The organism is Pedobacter sp. BMA, from assembly GCF_001027745.1.
Classification (GTDB): Bacteria; Bacteroidota; Bacteroidia; order Sphingobacteriales; family Sphingobacteriaceae; genus Pedobacter.
On record NZ_LECU01000003.1, the window covers coordinates 352,190 to 371,742 of the forward strand.

Genomic DNA, 19,553 nt, shown 5'->3' on the forward strand with positions numbered 1-19,553 from the left:
TGCCAAGGTTAACTTTTTAAACATAATATTTGCTTTGTACAGCAAATATGCTCAAAATGCTTTTATTTCCTGAGCTAAGAAACGAAAAAGGTACAAACAAAGAACAGCGATTTATCCTTAATATTGCAACATAAATTACCCCTATGAACGGTACAGTACTCATCATTGACGATGAAAAGAAAATTAGCAGTCTGCTTTCCAGAATTATCGGATTAGAAGGTTTTACAACTTTGCAGGCAGAAACCGGAAAAGAAGGTTTAAAGCTTTTAAAAAACAATGATATTGATATCGTAATCAGCGATGTGAAACTGCCGGATGTAAATGGCGTTGCTTTGGTTAAGGATATTAAAATAGCTAAGCCTTATGTAGAAGTCATTAACCTGACCGCATATGGCACCATTGCAGATGGAGTTCTCGCGATCAAAAACGGGGGATTTGATTATCTGGTAAAGGGCGATGACAATGATAAAATTATTCCGCTGCTTTACAAAGCGATGGAAAAGGCAATCCTGCAGAAACACAAATTCAACACCCAAGACCAACCTGCCCAGAAACATCAGTTTAATACCATTATAGGCAAATCAAAAGCGTTAAGGGAAGCTATAGAACTGGCAAAAAAGGTAAGTCAAACTGATACCACTGTGCTGCTTCTGGGCGAAACAGGAACAGGAAAGGAGGTGTTCGCCCAGGCGATCCATTATGAAAGTGCGCGGGCAGCTAAGGCCTTTGTTGCTTTAAACTGCAGCGGCTTTAGTCCTGAACTGTTGGAGAGTGAGCTTTTTGGATATAAAGCCGGTGCCTTTACAGGTGCGAATAAAGATAAAAAAGGATTGCTCGAAGAAGCCAATGGTGGAACCCTGTTTCTGGATGAAATCGGAGAAATGAACCTGGATCTACAGGCTAAATTACTTCGGGTGTTGGAAAACCAGAGTTTTATCAAGGTTGGCGATACCATTACAAACAAAGTGAATGTCCGCATCCTTGCGGCAACCAACAAAGATTTGAAGGCTGATGCCATTGCCGGAAAATTCAGGCCTGATCTGTATTACAGACTTTCAGTATTTACCATCGTACTACCTCCGCTGCGTGAGCGCCAATCCGATATCGCTGCTTTGGCAACACATTATCTGAAGGCTTTTTCTAGGAAAATAAACAAACCGGAAATAAAAATCGATCAAAAAATGCTTGATATTTTTCAAAAATATAGCTGGAAGGGAAATATAAGAGAGCTCAAAAACATCATCGAACGACTGGTTATTTTATCAGATGGCGACATCTTAAGTATTTCCGCACTCCCACCAGATTTTTTTGAACTGGCTCCCTTAGAAAACAATTATAACCTCCAGCAGGTAGAAAAACAACATATTCAAAAAGTATTGCACCATACCAAAGGGAACAAAACAGAGACATCGAGATTACTGGGAATTGGGTTAACTACATTATACAGAAAAATTGAAGAGTACCAGATCAATGAAATTTAGTTTAAAAAGCCACGTTCCTAAATAAACAAGATCAATTTTATCACAATTTATTATCTTCAAAGAAAAAACATATGCATAAATCTATTCTAACCACACTGCTCTTCCTCTTCTCCCTTTCGGCTTTTGCTCAACAAAGCTATTTTCAACAACACTTAACCTATAATATTGATGTTACTTTAAACGATAAGGATAAATCACTGAAAGGCTTCGAAACCATTACTTATAAAAATAATTCCTCAACCCCGCTTGATTTTATCTGGTTTCATATTTGGCCGAACGCCTACAAAAATGAATCCACAGCGTTGTTTCAGCAAATCAAAAGTGATACTTCCCGTAAGGAAAAACTTAAAAACATAACCTATGGCAGTATAGACGGCCTGAACTTCAAAGTTGATGGTAAAGTGGCCAAAACCGAAGCGCATCCAAATCCACAATACATTGACATTGTAAAAGTTATACTCCCATCCGAATTAAAGCCTGGAGATTCGATCAGTATTTCTACAGATTTCACCGTTAAATTACCAAGCTATTTCTCCCGATCAGGTTATGCTGAAACTGAATTCATGATTACCCAATGGTATCCTAAACCGGCAGTTTTCGATAAAGATGGCTGGCATGAATTCCCTTACCTGGATATGGGTGAATTTTACAGTGAATATGCGAATTATAAAGTAAACATTACCTTGCCATCGGCTTATGTAGTGGGCGCAACCGGCACCCTGCAAAATGCAGATGAATTATCAGCCTACAAAGCCATTGGTGCAAAAAACACCGCAGACCGGAACAAGCCAACGATCTATAGTCCCATCAGCAAATCGGCAACTAAAACGTTGACCTACTCCATTAACAATGTCCCTGATTTTGCCTGGTTTGCAGATAAAGACCTGGTGATTCAATACGATACGGTAAAATTAGCATCAGGCAAAGTGGTTGATGCTTTCAGCTATTACCACAATAAGAAAAATACGCTTTGGGCAAACAGCATCGATTATATTAAAGATGCCACCAAAAAATACAGTAGCTGGATTGGAGAATATGAATATCCGGTAGTTCAAGCCATTGAGGGTCCGAAAAACAATGCAAGTGGTGGCATGGAATATCCGACAATTACATTAATTACAAGCCCTGATGCAAAGAAGGAAACGCTGGACGGGGTTATTACCCATGAAGTGGGACACAACTGGTTTATGAGCATGCTTGGAAGCAATGAGCGGATGCACACCTGGCAGGATGAGGGTTTTAATACTTTCTTCCAGTTCAGGTACGAAGCTGAAAAATACAAATCGAATTCTATTTTTGGGGATGCCATTCCGGCCAAGATTAAAGAGCTGCCTACTGATAAGTTCTTAGCCAGCGTATATGGCGCCTTATCTAATGTGCCTATGCAATCGGCCATTGAGACCCCTGCAGCTGACTTTAAAACTTCAGAAGAATATGGATTGATTTCTTATGCCAAAACAGCGCTATGGCTCTATCTTTTGGAATCTCAGATTGGCCAGGAAAAGTTTGACAAAGCTTTTCAGGCCTATTTTGCGGAATGGAAAAACCGGCATCCAACCCCGGCTGATTTCAAAGCCTCAATGGAAAAATCCCTTAGTACTAATCTGGATAAATACTTTAACCTTTTAAACCAGCAGGGAAAGTTTTAGATCATTTACCCATGTTAAAAATACGGAGTCTTGCCAAATGGCTAAGCTCCAAACCTAATCCACTTATCTCCTTCGTGGCCAAAAATAAAGGAGCCGGGATGCAGCATTTCAGCAATATCCTCAATCAATGCCACTGCATTTTCGGCAGTGCGTACACGGTTGACATCGTCATTCAATAAGATAATCCGATTGTTTTTAACCGCCTGCCATTCTGCGTTGAGTACTGCGGGTACTTCCCTCATTAAATCGGTCAGCGTTTTTCCAGGTTCGTAATAGATGACAAATGCAGCACCCAGAATACCTGCTTCCAGCATCCCACCTGCTAAAGCAATTTCTTCCGCCAGCAAATAGTTTAGATTGTTTGCTGCATCCAGACAAGCAACAGGCATTTTGTCCATAAACTTAATTTTGTGTTCTACCAAATCCAAACGTTCCTGAAGTTCTTCCTGCTGAGCGGCATCAAGGCCAATAAATAAATCGTTTAAAAAAGACATCTGCATTAAATTTATTAATTTGTGCAAAAATAACATTCCTCCCCTCATGCAAGGCTCATTTAAATATATATTTTGGATTTTTTGCTCTAGCATCATCTTTTCGTGTAGGGAAAACACAACGGATAATGGCAAAAAGGTATTCAACATCAACCTTGATCAGGGCTTAACCTCCATAGATCCGGCTTTTGCGCGCAATCAAAATGCGATCTGGATGACTAATCAGATTTTCAATGGCCTGGTACAGGTTAATGATTCTTTACAAACTATTCCGTGCATTGCAAAAAGCTGGCAGATTTCTGAAGATGCCCAGACTTACACATTCAACCTTCGTAGTGACGTTTATTTTCATGATGACCCCATCTTTAAAAATGGAAAAGGGAGAAAAGTAACAGCAAGGGATTTCGCATATAGTTTTTACCGGCTCATCGATCCTAAAGTTGCTTCCTCAGGTGGATGGATCTTTAGCGACAAGGTGAAGGATGAGCATAGTTTCATTGCCATTAATGATTCTACGTTCCAGATCAAACTGGTGAAACCCTTTCCCCCTTTCATGAGCTTGCTTACCACCCAATATTGTTCGGTAGTACCAAAAGAAGTGGTTGAACATTATGGAAAAGATTTTAGAAGTCACCCTGTAGGTACCGGTCCTTTCAGATTTAAATACTGGAAAGAGGGCGAAATCCTGGTACTATTAAAGAACGATCATTACTTTGAGCAGGATGATAAGGGCGTTCACCTGCCTTATCTGGATGCTGTAAAAGCCACGTTCATCACCGATAAGCAAAGTGGTTTTATGAGCTTTCTGAAAAAGGATCTTGATTTTTATTATAACGTGGATGGAAGTTACCGTGATGATATTTTGACTAAAAGCGGTAAAATGAGTGCTAAGTACAAAGGGAAGTTCAGCCTTACAAAAAGTCCTTACCTGTGCACCGAATATGTTGGAATTCTGGTCGACACCAATTTAGCGATTGTAAAAAACTCACCACTGAAAATTAAGAAGATTCGTCAGGCAATAAACTATGCCATTGATCGTGATAAGCTAATCAAATACCTGAGAAATGGAATTGGAATTGCTGCAACATCAGGTTTTGTACCTAAGGGCATGCCTGGATTTGACAGTACAAAAGTCCATGGGTATACCTATGATCAAAAGAAAGCCGCTCATTTATTAACAGAAGCAGGCTTTCCGGAAGGCAAAGGATTGCCAGAAATAACTTTAAACACTACAACTACCTACAAAGACCTGATTGAATTTATCCAGGGTGAACTTACAGCCGTTGGTATCAAAGTTAAAATTGATGTGAGCCCAAGTTCAAGCCTCAGAGAGCTGATGGCAAAAAACCATGTAAACTTCTTTCGTGGTTCCTGGCTTGCAGATTATGCTGACGGTGAAAACTTCCTGTCCATGTTTTATTCAAAAAATAAGGTACCCAACGGGCCAAATTATTTCGCGTTTTATAACAAGGAATTTGACCGGTTATTTGAACAAAGTTACTACGAAGCCGACAATGAAAAACGTTTTGAACTTTACCGTAAGATGGATCAGATGGTGATGGATTTTTCGCCGGTAGTGCCCCTGTTTTATGATCAATCTGTAGTGATGCTTCAAAATAATATCAGCGGTTATGCTTATAATCCGTTGAGTTTAATGATTTTGAAAAGAATCAAAAAAGGTTAATTGCCAAAGAGTTTACGTTTCAGAAATTCTGCTGTTGCCTCACTTACCTTCACCCCGTTTGAAAACTTCATCCAGTGATGGGTATCGTCAGGAATCACCAGAGATTCAAATTCAAAGTTTTTATCCTCAAACCTCTTTGCCAGGTCCACACTCTGGCTGAAGGAAACATTGCGGTCGTCATCTGCATGAATAATCAGTGTTGGGGAGGTCCAGGTTTTGAGATAACTTACCGGTGAAGATTCCTGTGCAATTTTAGCGGCAAGGGTGGCATCAGGTGCTGGCGCTTTGGCCTCAGCTGTATTCGCACTGAATCTGTTATTTACCCCATGAATATCAACCCCGGCAGCAAACAGCTTCGAATCTCTTCCTAAAGCCAAAGCCGTGAGATAACCGCCATATGATCCACCATATATCCCTACGCGTTTAGGATCAACATGGGCCTGAGCGGACAGCCACTCTCCCGCCGCTTTAATATCCTGATATTCCGATGCACCCTGAGCACCTGCATTTAGCGGTTTATGAAAGTCGTAACCATAGCCTAAGCCTAACCTGTAGTTGACCGACAGAACTGTAAAGCCCAGGCTTACCAGATATTGATTAAGTCCGTAGTCAATGGAATAGTAGTCCATAGGACTCCAGCCCAGATACATCTGCCTTTGCGGTCCGCCGTGAACATATAAAATTGCCGGATGACTTTTAAGTGGGTTTTTAGGAGAGAACAACTGACCGTAAACCAGCTGCCCATCGGCTGCCCGGAAGCTGATATGTTTCGGAATAACCATATGTTTGAGCGGAAAATCAGCAGGTATCAATTCTTCCCCGATGAGCCTGATTTTCCCTCCATCCTGCAAAACGGCAGGTAACAAGGGCCTTTGGGCCGTGGCACTCAAACAATAAACCTGCTCTCCATCGCCGGCAATTACCGGATAGGCTTCAATACCTAAGCCCCCACTCAGCGGCTTCATATCGCCCTTGTCAACTGAAACTTTACAAATATGCCTCCTGTCCAAATCATCTTTGTCCTTTCCTGTATTTGCGGCGAAAATAATTGTCTTTTTATCCTGCGTGAGCTTTACATTGTCGACAACGAAATTACCGGGAGTAAGCAGCAGCCTGTTTCTCCCTTTGCTATCCATTGAATATAGATGAGGCCAGCCATCTTCATAGGAACTGAAGATGATACGCCCAGCTGCCCAGGCTAAATTTGCGCCACCTTCAATTGATGGATAAGAACCTTTGATCGTTGTGGGGGCTTTCCAAATCTGCTTACCTTCACCCGTAATGACATTCGCAGTCCAGATTGCCCAGGGCTGATGTTTCTTCGCCAAAATGGAATCGGTCTCCCTTCCCAAGCCCTGGGTTCTGATGAAAGTAATTTCTGAACCGTCGGGCGACCAGGCAGGGGAGTGATCCCTCGCAAATGAAGGCAACAACCATTGAACGGGTGTTGACTGATCTTTATAAATCCCGATAAACGAATGGTCAGTTCTATTGCTTACGAATACGATTTTTGTACCGTCAGGAGACCATTTATATCCTGAATTATTTCCTTTTGCGTAGAATAGATTCTTTGCCGGAGACGAACCATCTATTGCTGCGATTTTGATCTGACCTCCGCTGGAGAATATTAAATCTTTACTATTCGGAGCAATCACCGGATAATCTCCTTCTCCAATTGTAATCGTTTTTCCACCTGCAAAAGGAATACTTAACACCTGCATTTTCGGGGCAACTGGAGAAGAACCGGCATTTACGGGACCTCCATCCCTTCCGCCGTGGTCGCCACCCCTGACAAATACAATCCACTTTCCATCATCGGAAACAGATAGACTAGTTAATTCCTGCCCGTCATCTTCATTATAGCTGGTTAGCTTCATTACCTGATAATCCGGTGCTGTTGCAGTATAAATATTTCGTTTACCCTGTTCATTTACTGCCCAGGCAATTTTTGATCCGGAGGGGGAAGAAACCAATTGAGAGGGGAACGGATAACTCAATACAGATTTTATCGGGAAAGGTTGACAGAAACCACAAACTGAAAACAAAATAAGAGACAGTAATATAATTGCGGCTTTGTTCATGAGTGATGATTTATAGAAAGTTATGAAAAAAGCCCTTACCGATAAAGGAAAGGGCTTTGTATTAGTTATTTTAATAAAATTGTTACTGATCCCACCAAAGTTTGGTTGTTCGCGGAACTTCAACAGGAACGTTTGAGCTATTCTTGCTTTTTTCTCCCTGGGGATAATCTAACCGTCTGATAAAGGTTGGCAACGCTGCATTGGCCGGCATACCAAAGTCTTTATATTTGTAATCGAAGCGGCGGGCATCATTCCAGGCTTCAGGATTTAAATATGTGGCGATATATTTTTCTTTAAAAATTAAATCTCTGGTAAGCGATGCAGCGCCAACGGCGACAGTAGGTTGCGCCAGGTAAATCTCCTTATCTGCAGTTGGCACCTGAAATTTATCCATATTAGCTCGTATAGCGGTTAAATAAGCATTGTAGGATCTCGTCCTGTCTGTATCAAAAGCAGCTTCAGCTTCTATAAACTTTAGTTCTGCATAGGTTACCAGAAAAATTGGTGAAGTGTTCCCGCTCCATGGTGAGTTTTGGGAAATATAGCATTCATCTTTTCTGGTATTAGCACCGGGTAATCTATTGCCTGCCCCGTTTACCGTACCAATATAAATACCGTCAACCGTTTTATCAGTAATTTTTGGCAGACGAGGATCTTCGATACCGGGATATGTTTTACCGTTTAAAGCATCTATTAATTGTTCAGACAACCACCCCCCTAATGATTGATTGGCATTATTGAGTGCAACAGTTGCCCAAAAGTTCCGTTCCCTGAAAGTTTGCATCCTCGCATCTTCATCGTTAGAGGCAAAAGACTTACTTACGGCATCCAATACAGCCACTGGATTGTAGGTGCTCGTTTTACTTACTTTGTTTAATAAACGTGCTTTTAATGCGTAGGCCATTTTTAGCCAGTTGGCTCTTTCTGTCGAGGTGTTGGTTCCATAAATCAAATCACTGGCGGCTGCAAGTTTCACCGTAGAGGAGGTTTTCGCTAACTCTACAATGGCTTCATCTACCAGTGCCATAGATGATGCATATACATCCTGTTGCCTGTCATACTTTGGAACAAGGTTATTAATGTTAAAGGCCTCCGAAAATGGTGCATCACCCCACAAATCGTTTACCATGATCAAATTATATGCAATAAGCAAATCTGCTACCCCCTTATATTCACTTGAATTCTGTGCGACAGCGAGCTTTTTCATTTCGTTCGCGTCAGCCATTGCAAAATACAGCGCGTCCCAGGTGGTACTGAAATCAATCGACTGGTAGGTGTCTCCTGCTCCACTGGCAGCAGGATTAGCCGTGTATTGAACATAAGGTAAAATGATACTAGCGACATTGTAATTGTTAAATCCTGCCTTATAGGTTGACGTAGCCAGCAACGCATTTAGGGTTGGAGCGGTTACCTGGTTTGGATTATCAGCTACCTTATCGAAGTAACTATCTTTACAGCTCTGGAATCCAAGGGCGGTAATTAAAGCTGAAAACAAAGTGTTTTTTATAATCTTTTGCATCTTTATTCCTTTTTAAAATCCAACATTAAGTGTAAACATAATTGTGCGGGCAGAAGGATAGGTAAATCCTGCTGAACCATCATTATTGCTTCCCGAATCGTACGAACTCGATTCCGGATCGACACCATAGTATTTAGTCCATAGCCAAAGATTATTACCTGTAACAGATAATGAGGCATTTTTGATGGTTTTACTTGGCAACCACCTCTCCGGAAATTTATAAGATAGGCTAGCTGAACGCAAACGTACCCAGGACGCATCAGTTACAAATGGTTCTGAAACATTTCTATAGTAAATACGGTAATAGCCATCGCCATAATCAACTCCATCAGGTGCTATCCTTTGCCCAAGCCAAACTTGCTTGGTATTTGGGGTTCCATTAGCCAGATTGCCTTCAAAGACTTTAAAACTTCTCCTATCGGTGGTGTAATCAGGCAAACCGAATGCAGAGTAAAAATCTTCTAACCAATTATATTTTTCAAAACCAAGCCGGGCATCAAACAACACGTTTAAACTAAAATTTTTGTAATTAAATGTGTTACCTAAACCGACGATATAATTTGGCTGTGAATTTCCTAATAACCTTTGTGTTCCACCTGAAATGATTGGAAAACCGTTGGCTCCGATAAGCAGAGGAAGGTCTTTATCTAATACATTTGGATCCTGAGCAGTTGGCGAATACCTCTGAAAATAACTTCCATAAATGTTACCATAAGGTTGTCCCTTAATCAGTTTCATCGTTACACCTGCATTACCATATCCTCTGGCGGCGCCATACACAATTTCGCTAATACCATTTGGCATAGAAAGAACCTTATTCCTGTTTGCTGAAAGGTTCAGGTTCACATTCCAGTTAAAGTCTTTGCTTACGATTGGCTTACCATTAATGACAAGCTCAACACCACGATTTCTAATATCACCGGCGTTAATTGATTTTGTAACATATCCGACAGCCGATGAAATTTGCGTTTGAACAATCTGATCCTTGCTTAATGAGTAATAATAAGTAAAGTCAAAACCCAGACGATTCTTTAGAAATGACATCTCTAAACCTGCTTCATAAGTATTTGTAAATTCAGGACGCAAATCAGTATTTCCTAAGTTCGGAGCTATAGTTAAGCCACCTGTTCCGGTAGGTAATGAATTATAAGGTGTGTAGCCCGTGAAAGTAGCATATTCTGATGCATCTTTTCCGATTCTGGCATACGACAGCCTTAACTTGGCCTGGCTAATTACAGCAGGAAGTTTGAACTGATCAGAAAACACGTAACTTAAACTTGCTGAAGGGTAGAAGAAAGATCTGCTTTCCTTGGGCAGCGTTGATGTAATATCATTTCTACCTGTTACAGTCAAAAACACAAAATTTTTGTAGTCGAAAGTCGCTTCCCCGAAGTAACCCACTAATCGCTTTTGTCTGATAGACTGACTAGGTGTAAGCACCCCTGCATTCGCAAGATTAAAGAAATTGTAAATACCTAAAATACTTCCAAGCGTTCCAATGTCTTTTATTTTTCGGTCATAAAGTTCCTGCCCTAATCTTAAAGTTCCTGTAATATCATCAGTGAGTTTTGTGTTGAAGGTTGCAACGAAAGTACTGTTGATTGTCCTGAACTTGGTATTATATTCACCGTAATATCCCTGATCGTTATCATACATTGCCTCACCTGTGTACATTGGACCTCTAGCAGTACGGACACGATTATCGTTATAAGTGTCCACTCCAAAACGATAAGAAAAATTTAACCACTTTGTTGGATCATAACTCAAACTTGCGCCGGCTATAAACCTATTCACGTCGCCCTTCAGTTTATTGTTAGCCGTTCCCCAAATGGGATTGTTTGTACCAATGTATTTTTGTGATCCGTCTGCATTTTCGTAATCGGCAACATCATACCTCGGCGACCAGTAAGCCAGACTTTCGCCAAACCGGTCTGCACTGTACGTGTAGCCTCCTGAATTTGTAAAGTTCATATTGACAGACGCTTTTAACTTGGGGCTGATCTTAAGGTCTGTATTCAATCTTGCAGACAGGTTTTTGTTATCTGTGTTCGGCATCATTCCTTTTTGATACAATTGAGAAACAGAGGAGAAAAATCTGATAACCTCACTACCTCCGGCTACTGAGACTGAATTTTTCACTTGCTGGCCTGTTCCGAATGCTTGTTCATAGTTATCAAAAAGTTCATCAGGATGTGTTGGATCTTTCAGTTTTGCTTCTGCTATGGTTGGACCCCATGCAGGTCCAATCCCCGTAGGTGGATTAGTGTAATCACCCAAAACACCTTGAGTGTACTCTTTTTGCACCTTTGGACTAATCAGAACCTGATCAAAGCCATAACTGCTATTCAAATCAATCTGTAAACCATTTTGCTTCCCCCTTTTTGTTGTTATGACTACAACACCATTTGCTCCCCTTAATCCATATAATGCAGTTGCAGCACCACCCTTGAGTATATTAATGGTCTCAATATCTTCAGGATTAATATCTGAAGCACGGTTGGTCACCCCTCGCGCGCCATAAGCTGTACCTCCTGGATTAGCTCCAACGGTAGAGGTGGAATTATCAATCTGTACACCATCAATTACATAGAGCGGATCTCCCGAGATATTCGGATCTATTGAATTTACGCCCCTTACTCTGATACTGGCGCCCTGACCCGGGCCACCACCAGTACTGGAGATGGTTGCGCCGGCTACCTTTCCCTGCAATGCATTTATAAGATTTGGTTGATGGTTGAAGTTCAAGTCCTCAGACCTAACCGTTTGGGCGGAATATCCTAGAGATTTAGCCTGTCTGGTAATCCCCAATGCAGTAGAGATCGTTACCTCCTGTAATTGCTGTGCATCAGGAGCTAAATTACTATTGATCTCTGCTCTATCGCCAACTGTAATTTCCTGAGTCTTGTAGCCAATCAAACTAATCACAATTATGGCGCTAGTGCCAGGCACCTGAATCGTAAATTTGCCATTTGCATCTGTCGATGTCCCTGTACCGGAACCCTTAACTTTGATACTCACTCCGGGTAATGCCCCTCCATCGTCTGAAGCTGTAATTCTTCCGGAAATCATTTTCACCTGAGCGGTGGAGGATAGGCCGGATAGTAAAAGACACAGAAAAGAGAGCAATGTAAAGATTTTTTTCATATCTCTATTTGTTTAGGTTAGTGTATTAGTTATATGCAATATATGCTTTTTATAAGCAAAACACTATCCTTTGGAGGTGACAACATGTCCAATGAGATAAAATTTTTACGTAGATTCAGATAGAAAGCAGCTTTTTGCTGGAATTGAGGTATTAAAACACCTAAACGCGGATGACTCTAAGAAATAAAGCTAATTCAAAAATGAAATACTATGAATTCAACAAGAAGCATTGAGCATACATAAAAAAAGCTCCCAGTTTTCACCAGAAGCTTTAGTATTTATATATTATATTTGGGTTTTACTGTTGTAATCCACCGCCCATTCCACCACCTTGTTGCTGGTCTTGTTTAATATCGTCGTTTTTAATCTTTTTCTTTTCCGTAAATTTCAACTTACCAAATGAGTAACTAAAGTTTACGCCAAATGAACGAAGCGGGTAGTAAACATTTGTACTCTGATAAAGGGTGGTTACTTTATTACCGACTGTGGTAACAGAATTATTTACCGTTTTGATGTGCAAATCACGGGTGAAAGGGTTCAGGGTATTAATACCAATTGATCCCTTTTTATTCAGGATATCCTTCTTGAATGATGCGCCATAAAACACCATGGCATCAGTTTTACCCTGATAGGTTCTTCTTGGAGAGTTAACTACACCAAATAATTCAAAATTATACCCTTTACCGAAACCATAAGCAGACCGGCCGAAGATGTTATAGTTTAAAAATGTTCCTGTGCTTAAACCTGTTTGTTCATTGCTTACCTCATAAGTATTAACACCCAGATTGGTCATTAATGTCCATTTTGGTTTTGGATTGTAAGATGCAAAGACATTTGCACCGTAAGTTTGCGCTGTACCAACATTGAGGTAGGTAGACAATGTTTTATCCACACCGTTTTCTCTTAAAGGCGTAATGGAACTTTCTATAACCCCACCTGTGCGACGGTAAAATACGGATGCGTTAATAACTGATCCCTTAATAAAAGTAGAATATCCCAATTCAAAATTATCACTCAATTCCGGACTCAAGCCTGGTTCTCCCTGCCTAACATTAAACTGATCACTCTCATTACGAAATGGATTTAAATAGGCTAGAGTTGGCCTTTGTACCCTGCGGTTATAGCTTAACTTTAAAGTTGCATTGCCTTTCAGTGTTTGAGAGATAATGGCGCTTGGAAACAGGTTAAAGTAATCATTCTTCTGGATACCTTGTTTTTCAGTATTGAAATCAATGGTGGTATATTCTGATCTCAAACCACCTTTGAAATTCAGTTTTTTGCTTAATTTAAAACTAATTACGCCATAGGCAGATGCAACATTCTGGTTGTATTCAAAGTCCTGAGCAGCATTATTAGAGAATTCACTGTTTATATTTCTGAAAATCCCTTTAGCACCAACCTCCAAAATTGTGGTTTTACTGAATGGGTAAGTATAATCCGTTTGCGCAGTATATTCTTTATTTTTACCTGTATTGCTGTTATTTACTGCAGGGAAGGTACTTCCAACAATTTCATTTTCAAAGTCGGTTGTATTCCGTCCTGAAGATAGCTGACCGGAGATGGTAAATTCTTCACCCTCTTTTTTCGAGGTGTGTTTATAATCCACATTCCAGTCCAGGTTGTTAAATCCCATATCCATATTACTGATATTTTTCAATGGTACACCATTTAAAATGTAATCAGCTTTACCAGGCCCTCCGTTCGAGAAGTTATTATACTTAACTGTAGAACTTAGATTGTTATAAGCATTGAAATCGTAATCGGCTCCAAAACTTCCGTTATAACCATTACGGCTCCACCTGGAAACGCCATCCTGACGAATCGAATTGATGCTGGTTTTTGTTAGTGAGTCTATCCTGGTATTGTTTTCAAATAAAACCCTTGAATCTTGTGCATAGGCCAAATTGGTTCCTAAGCTCGTATTTACACTCAAACGTCCCGTTTTAGCGGTCAGATTAAAAGCACCGTTATTCTGGCGCGTTCCTGCCGAAACATTTACGGTTCCACTCACCCCCTGGGCATTCGATTTTTTAGTGATGATGTTGATGATACCTCCTGAACCCTCAGCATCATATTTGGCAGATGGGCTGGTAATCACCTCTACACTTTTAATTTGTTCTGCAGGAATCATTTTCAAAGCATCAGCTACACTGCTGGCCATGGTTCCTGATGGTTTACCATTAATCAATACGCGAACTGCTCCGCCCCTTAACTGAACGTTTCCATCCACATCAACAGATAACATCGGAACCTTACGCATCACATCAGTGGCATCACCACCGGCATTTGTTCCGTCTGCTTCAGCATTGTAAACCATTCTATCAATCTTGTTTTCGATTACGGCTTTTGTACCCTGAACCTGAACATCGGCCAATGAGTTTTCATTTGATGAGATATATACCGTTCCTAAATTCTGATCGGGTTTAGATGGTGTTGTAACCACCTGAACAGTTTTAGTTTTATAGCCCATAAATCCAATCATCAATTTATAGGTATCGGGAGTAACGTTCTGCAAAGTTATTTTCCCTTTTGGATCAGTTACACCGCCGTTCATGGATTTATTATCCTTTACCCTAAGCAGAGATATTGTAGCATAATCTATTGGTTGCTTGGTAGCAGAGTCTAAAATTACGGCAGAAATCCTTCCGGCAACTGTGGATTTTTGTGCGCCGCCAAAGCCACCGCCAAACTGTGCCTGTGCTTTAAAGAAAATACCAAGAATAAAAGTTAAAAGTAGAATTCGTTTCATGCTAATTTGTTAGTCTATAGTTATTAGTCTGCGCAAATTGCAATTTGTTACAACAGTGTAGAATACTTTTCACGCGAGTCAGTTAATTTGATCGGCAAAAGTGCGACTTTTTTCGGTAAAACGAGCGGAAGATCGAAAATGTATGCCGAGGTGCAGATCAGGGCCTAAAAAAAATGGATAACAAGCAATGTGCTTATTATCCATTCCATATTTCCAATTTCACCTTTCAAATCTCACCTCCCGAATCTCATGTAACATATCTCCAATTACCGTTCGGTATTATTAGGTCTGGTGTAAACCAGTTGCATTACATTGATATTCCGCATGGCGAAAGCCGCCTCACAGTAATTTAGGTAATAATTCCACTTCCGGATAAAGGTTTCATCGAAACCTAAAGCCTTCACTTTATCGAGTTGTTTATTGAAGGCAACGTACCACAGATGCAAGGTTTTAGCGTAATCTAAGCCCATATCTTTCAAATCGACCAAAGTTAAATCGCCTGTGTTATTAATAGCCTTGTTGATTGCGGCCACAGAAGGCAGTAATGAGCCTGGAAAAATATGCTTTTGAATCCAATCTACCCCATCCCGCAACTGCTCGTACCGGCAATCTGGTGAGGTTATTACCTGAAAAGCAAAGATCCCGTCTTTTTTAAGTAGCGACTGACATTTCTCAAAATAAGTCTCCAGATACTGATGCCCTACGGCTTCCAGCATTTCAATGGAAACAATTTTATCAAAAGTCCCTTCAATCTTACGATAATCCTGAATGATGATCGAAACACGATCTTCCAGCCCCGCCTCACGCACTCTTTCTACGGCAAGTTTCTGCTGTTCTCTGGAAATGGTAACAGAGGTAACCCTACATCCGTAGTTCTTCGCAAGGAAAATTGCATTACCACCCCAGCCACTGCCAATTTCCAGTACATGATCTGTTGCTTTTACTTTTAGCTGTTTGGCTAACCGGTCATATTTAGCATATTGTGAATCTTCCAGACTGGTATGCTCATCTAAAAAATAACCGCTGGAATAAGTCATTGTTTTATCCAAAAACGTAGCAAAAAAATCGTTATTAAGATCGTAATGTTCCGAGATATTTTTTTGAGAACCAGCCAGTGTATTGGCCCTTCTAACGTGTGTAAGTTTATTTACAAACTTAAACAAGTTAAGTGCAATCGATTTTACCTTGCTTCCTGTTACCGACGGCGCATTTTCCACATTCAAAAGCACCCAGTTAATTACCTGGGTAATATTCGAGGTATCCCACAAACCAGATGTGTAGCCTTCGCCAAAACCAATGTCTCCATACAGTGCAATGGACTTAAAAAAATCAGGATGATTAACCTGGATGTCAGCTGAAATTTTACCCTCGCCATTTCCAAAGGTTATCACTTCGCCGTTTGGCAATGCTAATTCCAGTTTCCCTAAAGTCATTTTGGCCAGGGCACTCAGTACCACTTTTTCAAAAAAACCTTTTGATGTTTTGGTAGCGACAAGCGTATTCATAAAATTAATCTATTATGGTTTGGGTTTATATGGTTTATATACGTTACGTTGCAGCTCAGGGTTTTCAGCTTTAGGATGAAAGGGTATTTTTTTAATCCACAATTTAAATGCCTGCCAGTGAATCATGCCCATTATCTGTAAAGGAATTAAAGGAATCGACAGAAAATATCTGATCATGCTGGCATTTGATAATGTTTTTTTATCTCCATTTAATGTACTGATAAAAAAACGGTTACCCTGTTTGTCAATGTCGTCTATTTTAATTTCAAGCCTGGCATCGGGTACCGTCAGATTGAAATCGAATGAATCATCATGATCGATAAATGGTGAAACGTAAAAATATTTTGTGGTAATTTTTTTAAATGTATTTCCGTTTAATTCTTCTTTCCCAAAGAAAAAAAGCTTCATTTCATGGTAAGTATTGCTGATTTCTGCCACACAGCAAACCGGATGTTCATTTTCATCAAAACAAAAGTAGAACGACACAGGATTGAAGTTGTAACCTAACACGTTCAGATTAGTCAGCAACCTGATTTTCAAATTTCTTCCATTCACCCCATTTTGCTCCAGATAATCTTCAAGATGGCCCCTAACGTTCTTAGCCGGATCCGGATTTTCTCTTGGTAATTGCAGGTGCTCGGCATCCCTGAAAGAAAACAAGTTAAATTTATTTCTGCTAAACCACCTCAGCTTTTTTGCCAGCACATCAATTTCATCCAGGTCAATATAAAACATGTATACGCTGTACCAAAACGAATGCTTTTTTGGTGCAAGCCGGTGATGCATCACTTTGGCGGTATATATGGAAGACCTAAAGGGTAAGGTGGTATCTCTAACGGACATGATTAACAAGTTACAAAAAATATTCGTTCAGTTATAAAGCGGGAACAGGCGTGAACGACATTCTGCTATAAATTTTTACACAGATCAACGGCACTTTTGTAAGCATCCTCATGAAAACCATACTTAAAATAACTTCCGCAATAATATACTGGCCCTGTTTCATTTAGTTGATGAAGCTGTTCCTGCGCCTGCATTGCCGGGACATCAAATAAAGGATGATGGTAATCAATTTCTTTAACGATCTTGTCAGGATTTAACGTGGCTGTCGGATTAATCGAAACAAAGTAATTTGTCTTTTCAGATACACCTTGTAAGCTATTCATCCAGTATATTGTACTTGGCAGCAATTTACCGTTTTGCTTTTCCACGCGATAATTCCAGCTACTCCAGGCCAGTCTCGCTTTAGGCATCTGGGCTTCATCGGTATGTACTACGGCTTTATTCAGCTGATATTTAAATTTCGAAAGGAGTTGGGTTTCCAGAGGTGTTTTATCTTTAACCATTTCAAACGTTTCATCTGCATGGCTGGCCATAATCACCTTGTCAAATTCAAATTTCTCGCCTTTTGAATTTTCGACTTCCACCTTTCCGTTTTCAAGTCGCCGAACAGCAATCACTTTATTGTTGATTTTGATCCGGTCTCGAAAAGGGGCAATCAATTTTTCGCGGTAGGCCTGACTTCCATTTTGAAGCGTGTACCATTGGTGCTGGGTATCTAAGCCCAAAAATCCATGGTTTTTAAAAAACCTGATTAAAGTAACAGCCGGGAAATCCAGAATCTGTTCCATAGGTGCACTCCAAACCGCAGCACTCATTGGAATGAGATATTGCCAGAGCATATCATCACTATATCCAAACTCTTTAAAAAACCTGCCTATGGAGTAATCCTGAAATTCCGGTTTGTCGAGAATTTCGATGCTCTGTTTATTGAAACGGTTAATTTGCATCAACATCTTTAAATAAGAAATGTTGAAGAGATTTTTACGCTGGGCGAACAGATGGTTTAAACTGGACCCGCTATACTCCAGATGCTTTGGTAAAAACTGAACGCTGAACGACATATCTGTTTTAATAACCGGCGCATCTATTTCAGCAAACATTTCCGTCAAATTCGGATAAGTCTGGTAATTGAAAACCATAAAGCCAGTGTCCAGATAAATGGGCTTTCCGTCTTCTTCCAGCGTAATGGTGTTGGTATGCCCGCCAATGTAATCAGCCTGTTCAAAAATGGTGATGTTGTATTTATGCTGCAGCTTATGGGCACAGCCCATACCAGCTATCCCTGAGCCAATAATGGCAAGTGTATTCATGTAATGTAAAATGGATGTTTGAAAGCGTAGATTGTTTAATATTATTTAACCTTTTGGAATAAATAGTGACAAACCATCCATTCGTTTCCTTTATTGTAATTAAACAATTCCGCGCACGACATATAAAACAAACGCCAGTAAACCCACCATTTTACCGCCTGATCCTGGCCATAAGTGTTTTCCAGGATTGGCATAATTTCTTTCTTATGCCTATCCATATTACTCAGCCAGGCTTCAGAAGTTTTGCCGTAGTTGGTTCCGTTTACCACCCAGTGCTGATCGATTTTTAAATCGTCGTTAAAATAGAAAAACAAGTGATTCGAAGGCATAATTCCCCCGGTAAAAAAGTACTTGCTCATCCAGTCGGTTTCATCAATTACCTCGAATTTATATGCCAGGGTTTTGTGGGTAAAAATATGAACGAACAATTTACCCTCTGGTTTTAAAAATCCTGCAACTTTGTTCAGCAAAAATTTGTAGTTGCGCATGTGCTCAAACATTTCAACGGAAACAATCCGGTCGAAAGAATCTGCAATATTGAAGGTATTCATATCTGCAGTCAGCACCGTCAGATTTTGTATCCCACGTTGTCTGGCCGTATCATCAATAAAGATTTTTTGTGTAGCCGAGTTCGAAACAACGGTGAAAGTACTCTCCGGAAATTTAGCCGCCATGTACAGCGAGAGCGAACCCCAGCCACAACCCAGTTCCAGCACATTCTGGCCATTTTGCAATTCCGCTCTTTTGCAGGTCAGGGCAAGCATATCATCTTCCGAAGTGTCGATATCCTTAACACCGGGTTTCCAGTAGCCGCTACTATATTTTAAGTTTTTGCCCAGGCAGTATTGAAAAAATTCAGTTGGAAGTTCATAGTGCTGCTCGTTGGCCTCTGCTGTATTCACTGCAATTGGCGATTGCTTGAGTTCGGCAACCAGATCCATGAATTTTTCCTGCTGCAATTCTTCATCACCAAGCGTTTCATCGTCTAAACGTTGCTTGCAAAGTTTTCTGATTCCCAAACGCAATGCAGTATCAGGAAGTTTGTCGTTTTCTAAAAGTTTATCGTACCACATTTTAAGGTAGAAAGTTTAAAAATT

The 19,553-nt window shown here is 40.4% G+C and carries 12 protein-coding genes; 3 read left to right on the plus strand and 9 right to left on the minus strand.

The features are described from left to right. The first annotated feature begins 143 nt into the window (after positions 1–143). Together AB669_RS05875 and AB669_RS05880 are read left to right on the plus strand one after the other, a co-directional pair. Positions 144–1,481, plus strand: a complete 1,338-nt coding sequence (locus tag AB669_RS05875; RefSeq protein WP_047798356.1) for a sigma-54 dependent transcriptional regulator — start codon at positions 144–146, stop codon at positions 1,479–1,481. A gap of 71 nt (positions 1,482–1,552) precedes the next feature. Beyond that, complete coding sequence (locus AB669_RS05880) at positions 1,553–3,130, plus strand: M1 family metallopeptidase (RefSeq protein WP_047798357.1); 1,578 nt, start codon at positions 1,553–1,555, stop codon at positions 3,128–3,130. Between the two features lie 41 nt (positions 3,131–3,171). On the opposite strand, the gene AB669_RS05885 is transcribed toward AB669_RS05880, so the two are convergent. Beyond that, positions 3,172–3,624, minus strand: a complete 453-nt coding sequence (locus AB669_RS05885; RefSeq protein ID WP_047798465.1) for a hypothetical protein — start codon at positions 3,622–3,624, stop codon at positions 3,172–3,174. A 46-nt stretch (positions 3,625–3,670) separates the two neighbouring features. Between AB669_RS05885 and AB669_RS05890 the strand changes: the two genes are divergently transcribed. Then, entirely contained in the window at positions 3,671–5,305 is a 1,635-nt protein-coding gene (locus AB669_RS05890) for an ABC transporter substrate-binding protein (protein ID WP_047798358.1), read from the plus strand. Here the strand turns inward: AB669_RS05890 and AB669_RS05895 are convergent. The 8 genes from AB669_RS05895 to AB669_RS05930 all read right to left on the minus strand — a co-directional run bounded on the left by AB669_RS05895 (position 5,302) and on the right by AB669_RS05930 (position 19,529). Further along, positions 5,302–7,386: a prolyl oligopeptidase family serine peptidase gene (locus AB669_RS05895; protein WP_047798359.1), complete on the minus strand. Its 2,085-nt coding sequence runs from the start codon at positions 7,384–7,386 to the stop codon at positions 5,302–5,304. The genes AB669_RS05890 and AB669_RS05895 overlap by 4 nt on opposite strands. 82 nt (positions 7,387–7,468) lie before the next feature. Continuing rightward, positions 7,469–8,905, minus strand: coding sequence for a SusD/RagB family nutrient-binding outer membrane lipoprotein (locus AB669_RS05900; protein WP_047798360.1), 1,437 nt, complete (start codon positions 8,903–8,905; stop codon positions 7,469–7,471). Between the two features lie 12 nt (positions 8,906–8,917). After that, positions 8,918–12,049, minus strand: a complete 3,132-nt coding sequence (locus AB669_RS05905) for a SusC/RagA family TonB-linked outer membrane protein (protein WP_047798361.1) — start codon at positions 12,047–12,049, stop codon at positions 8,918–8,920. Positions 12,050–12,347: 298 nt separating this feature from the next. Then, on the minus strand, positions 12,348–14,798 hold the full coding sequence (locus AB669_RS05910) for a TonB-dependent receptor domain-containing protein (protein ID WP_047798362.1): 2,451 nt from the start codon (positions 14,796–14,798) through the stop codon (positions 12,348–12,350). 266 nt (positions 14,799–15,064) lie between these two features. After that, positions 15,065–16,303, minus strand: coding sequence for a cyclopropane-fatty-acyl-phospholipid synthase family protein (locus AB669_RS05915; protein WP_047798363.1), 1,239 nt, complete (start codon positions 16,301–16,303; stop codon positions 15,065–15,067). Between the two features lie 12 nt (positions 16,304–16,315). After that, positions 16,316–17,146 (minus strand): DUF1365 domain-containing protein, encoded by an 831-nt coding sequence (locus AB669_RS05920; RefSeq protein ID WP_082120601.1) that lies wholly within the window; start codon positions 17,144–17,146, stop codon positions 16,316–16,318. A gap of 65 nt (positions 17,147–17,211) precedes the next feature. Continuing rightward, on the minus strand, positions 17,212–18,456 hold the full coding sequence (locus AB669_RS05925; RefSeq protein WP_047798364.1) for an NAD(P)/FAD-dependent oxidoreductase: 1,245 nt from the start codon (positions 18,454–18,456) through the stop codon (positions 17,212–17,214). 41 nt (positions 18,457–18,497) lie between these two features. Then, on the minus strand, positions 18,498–19,529 hold the full coding sequence (locus AB669_RS05930; RefSeq protein WP_047798365.1) for a cyclopropane-fatty-acyl-phospholipid synthase family protein: 1,032 nt from the start codon (positions 19,527–19,529) through the stop codon (positions 18,498–18,500). Between the last annotated feature and the right edge of the window lie 24 nt (positions 19,530–19,553).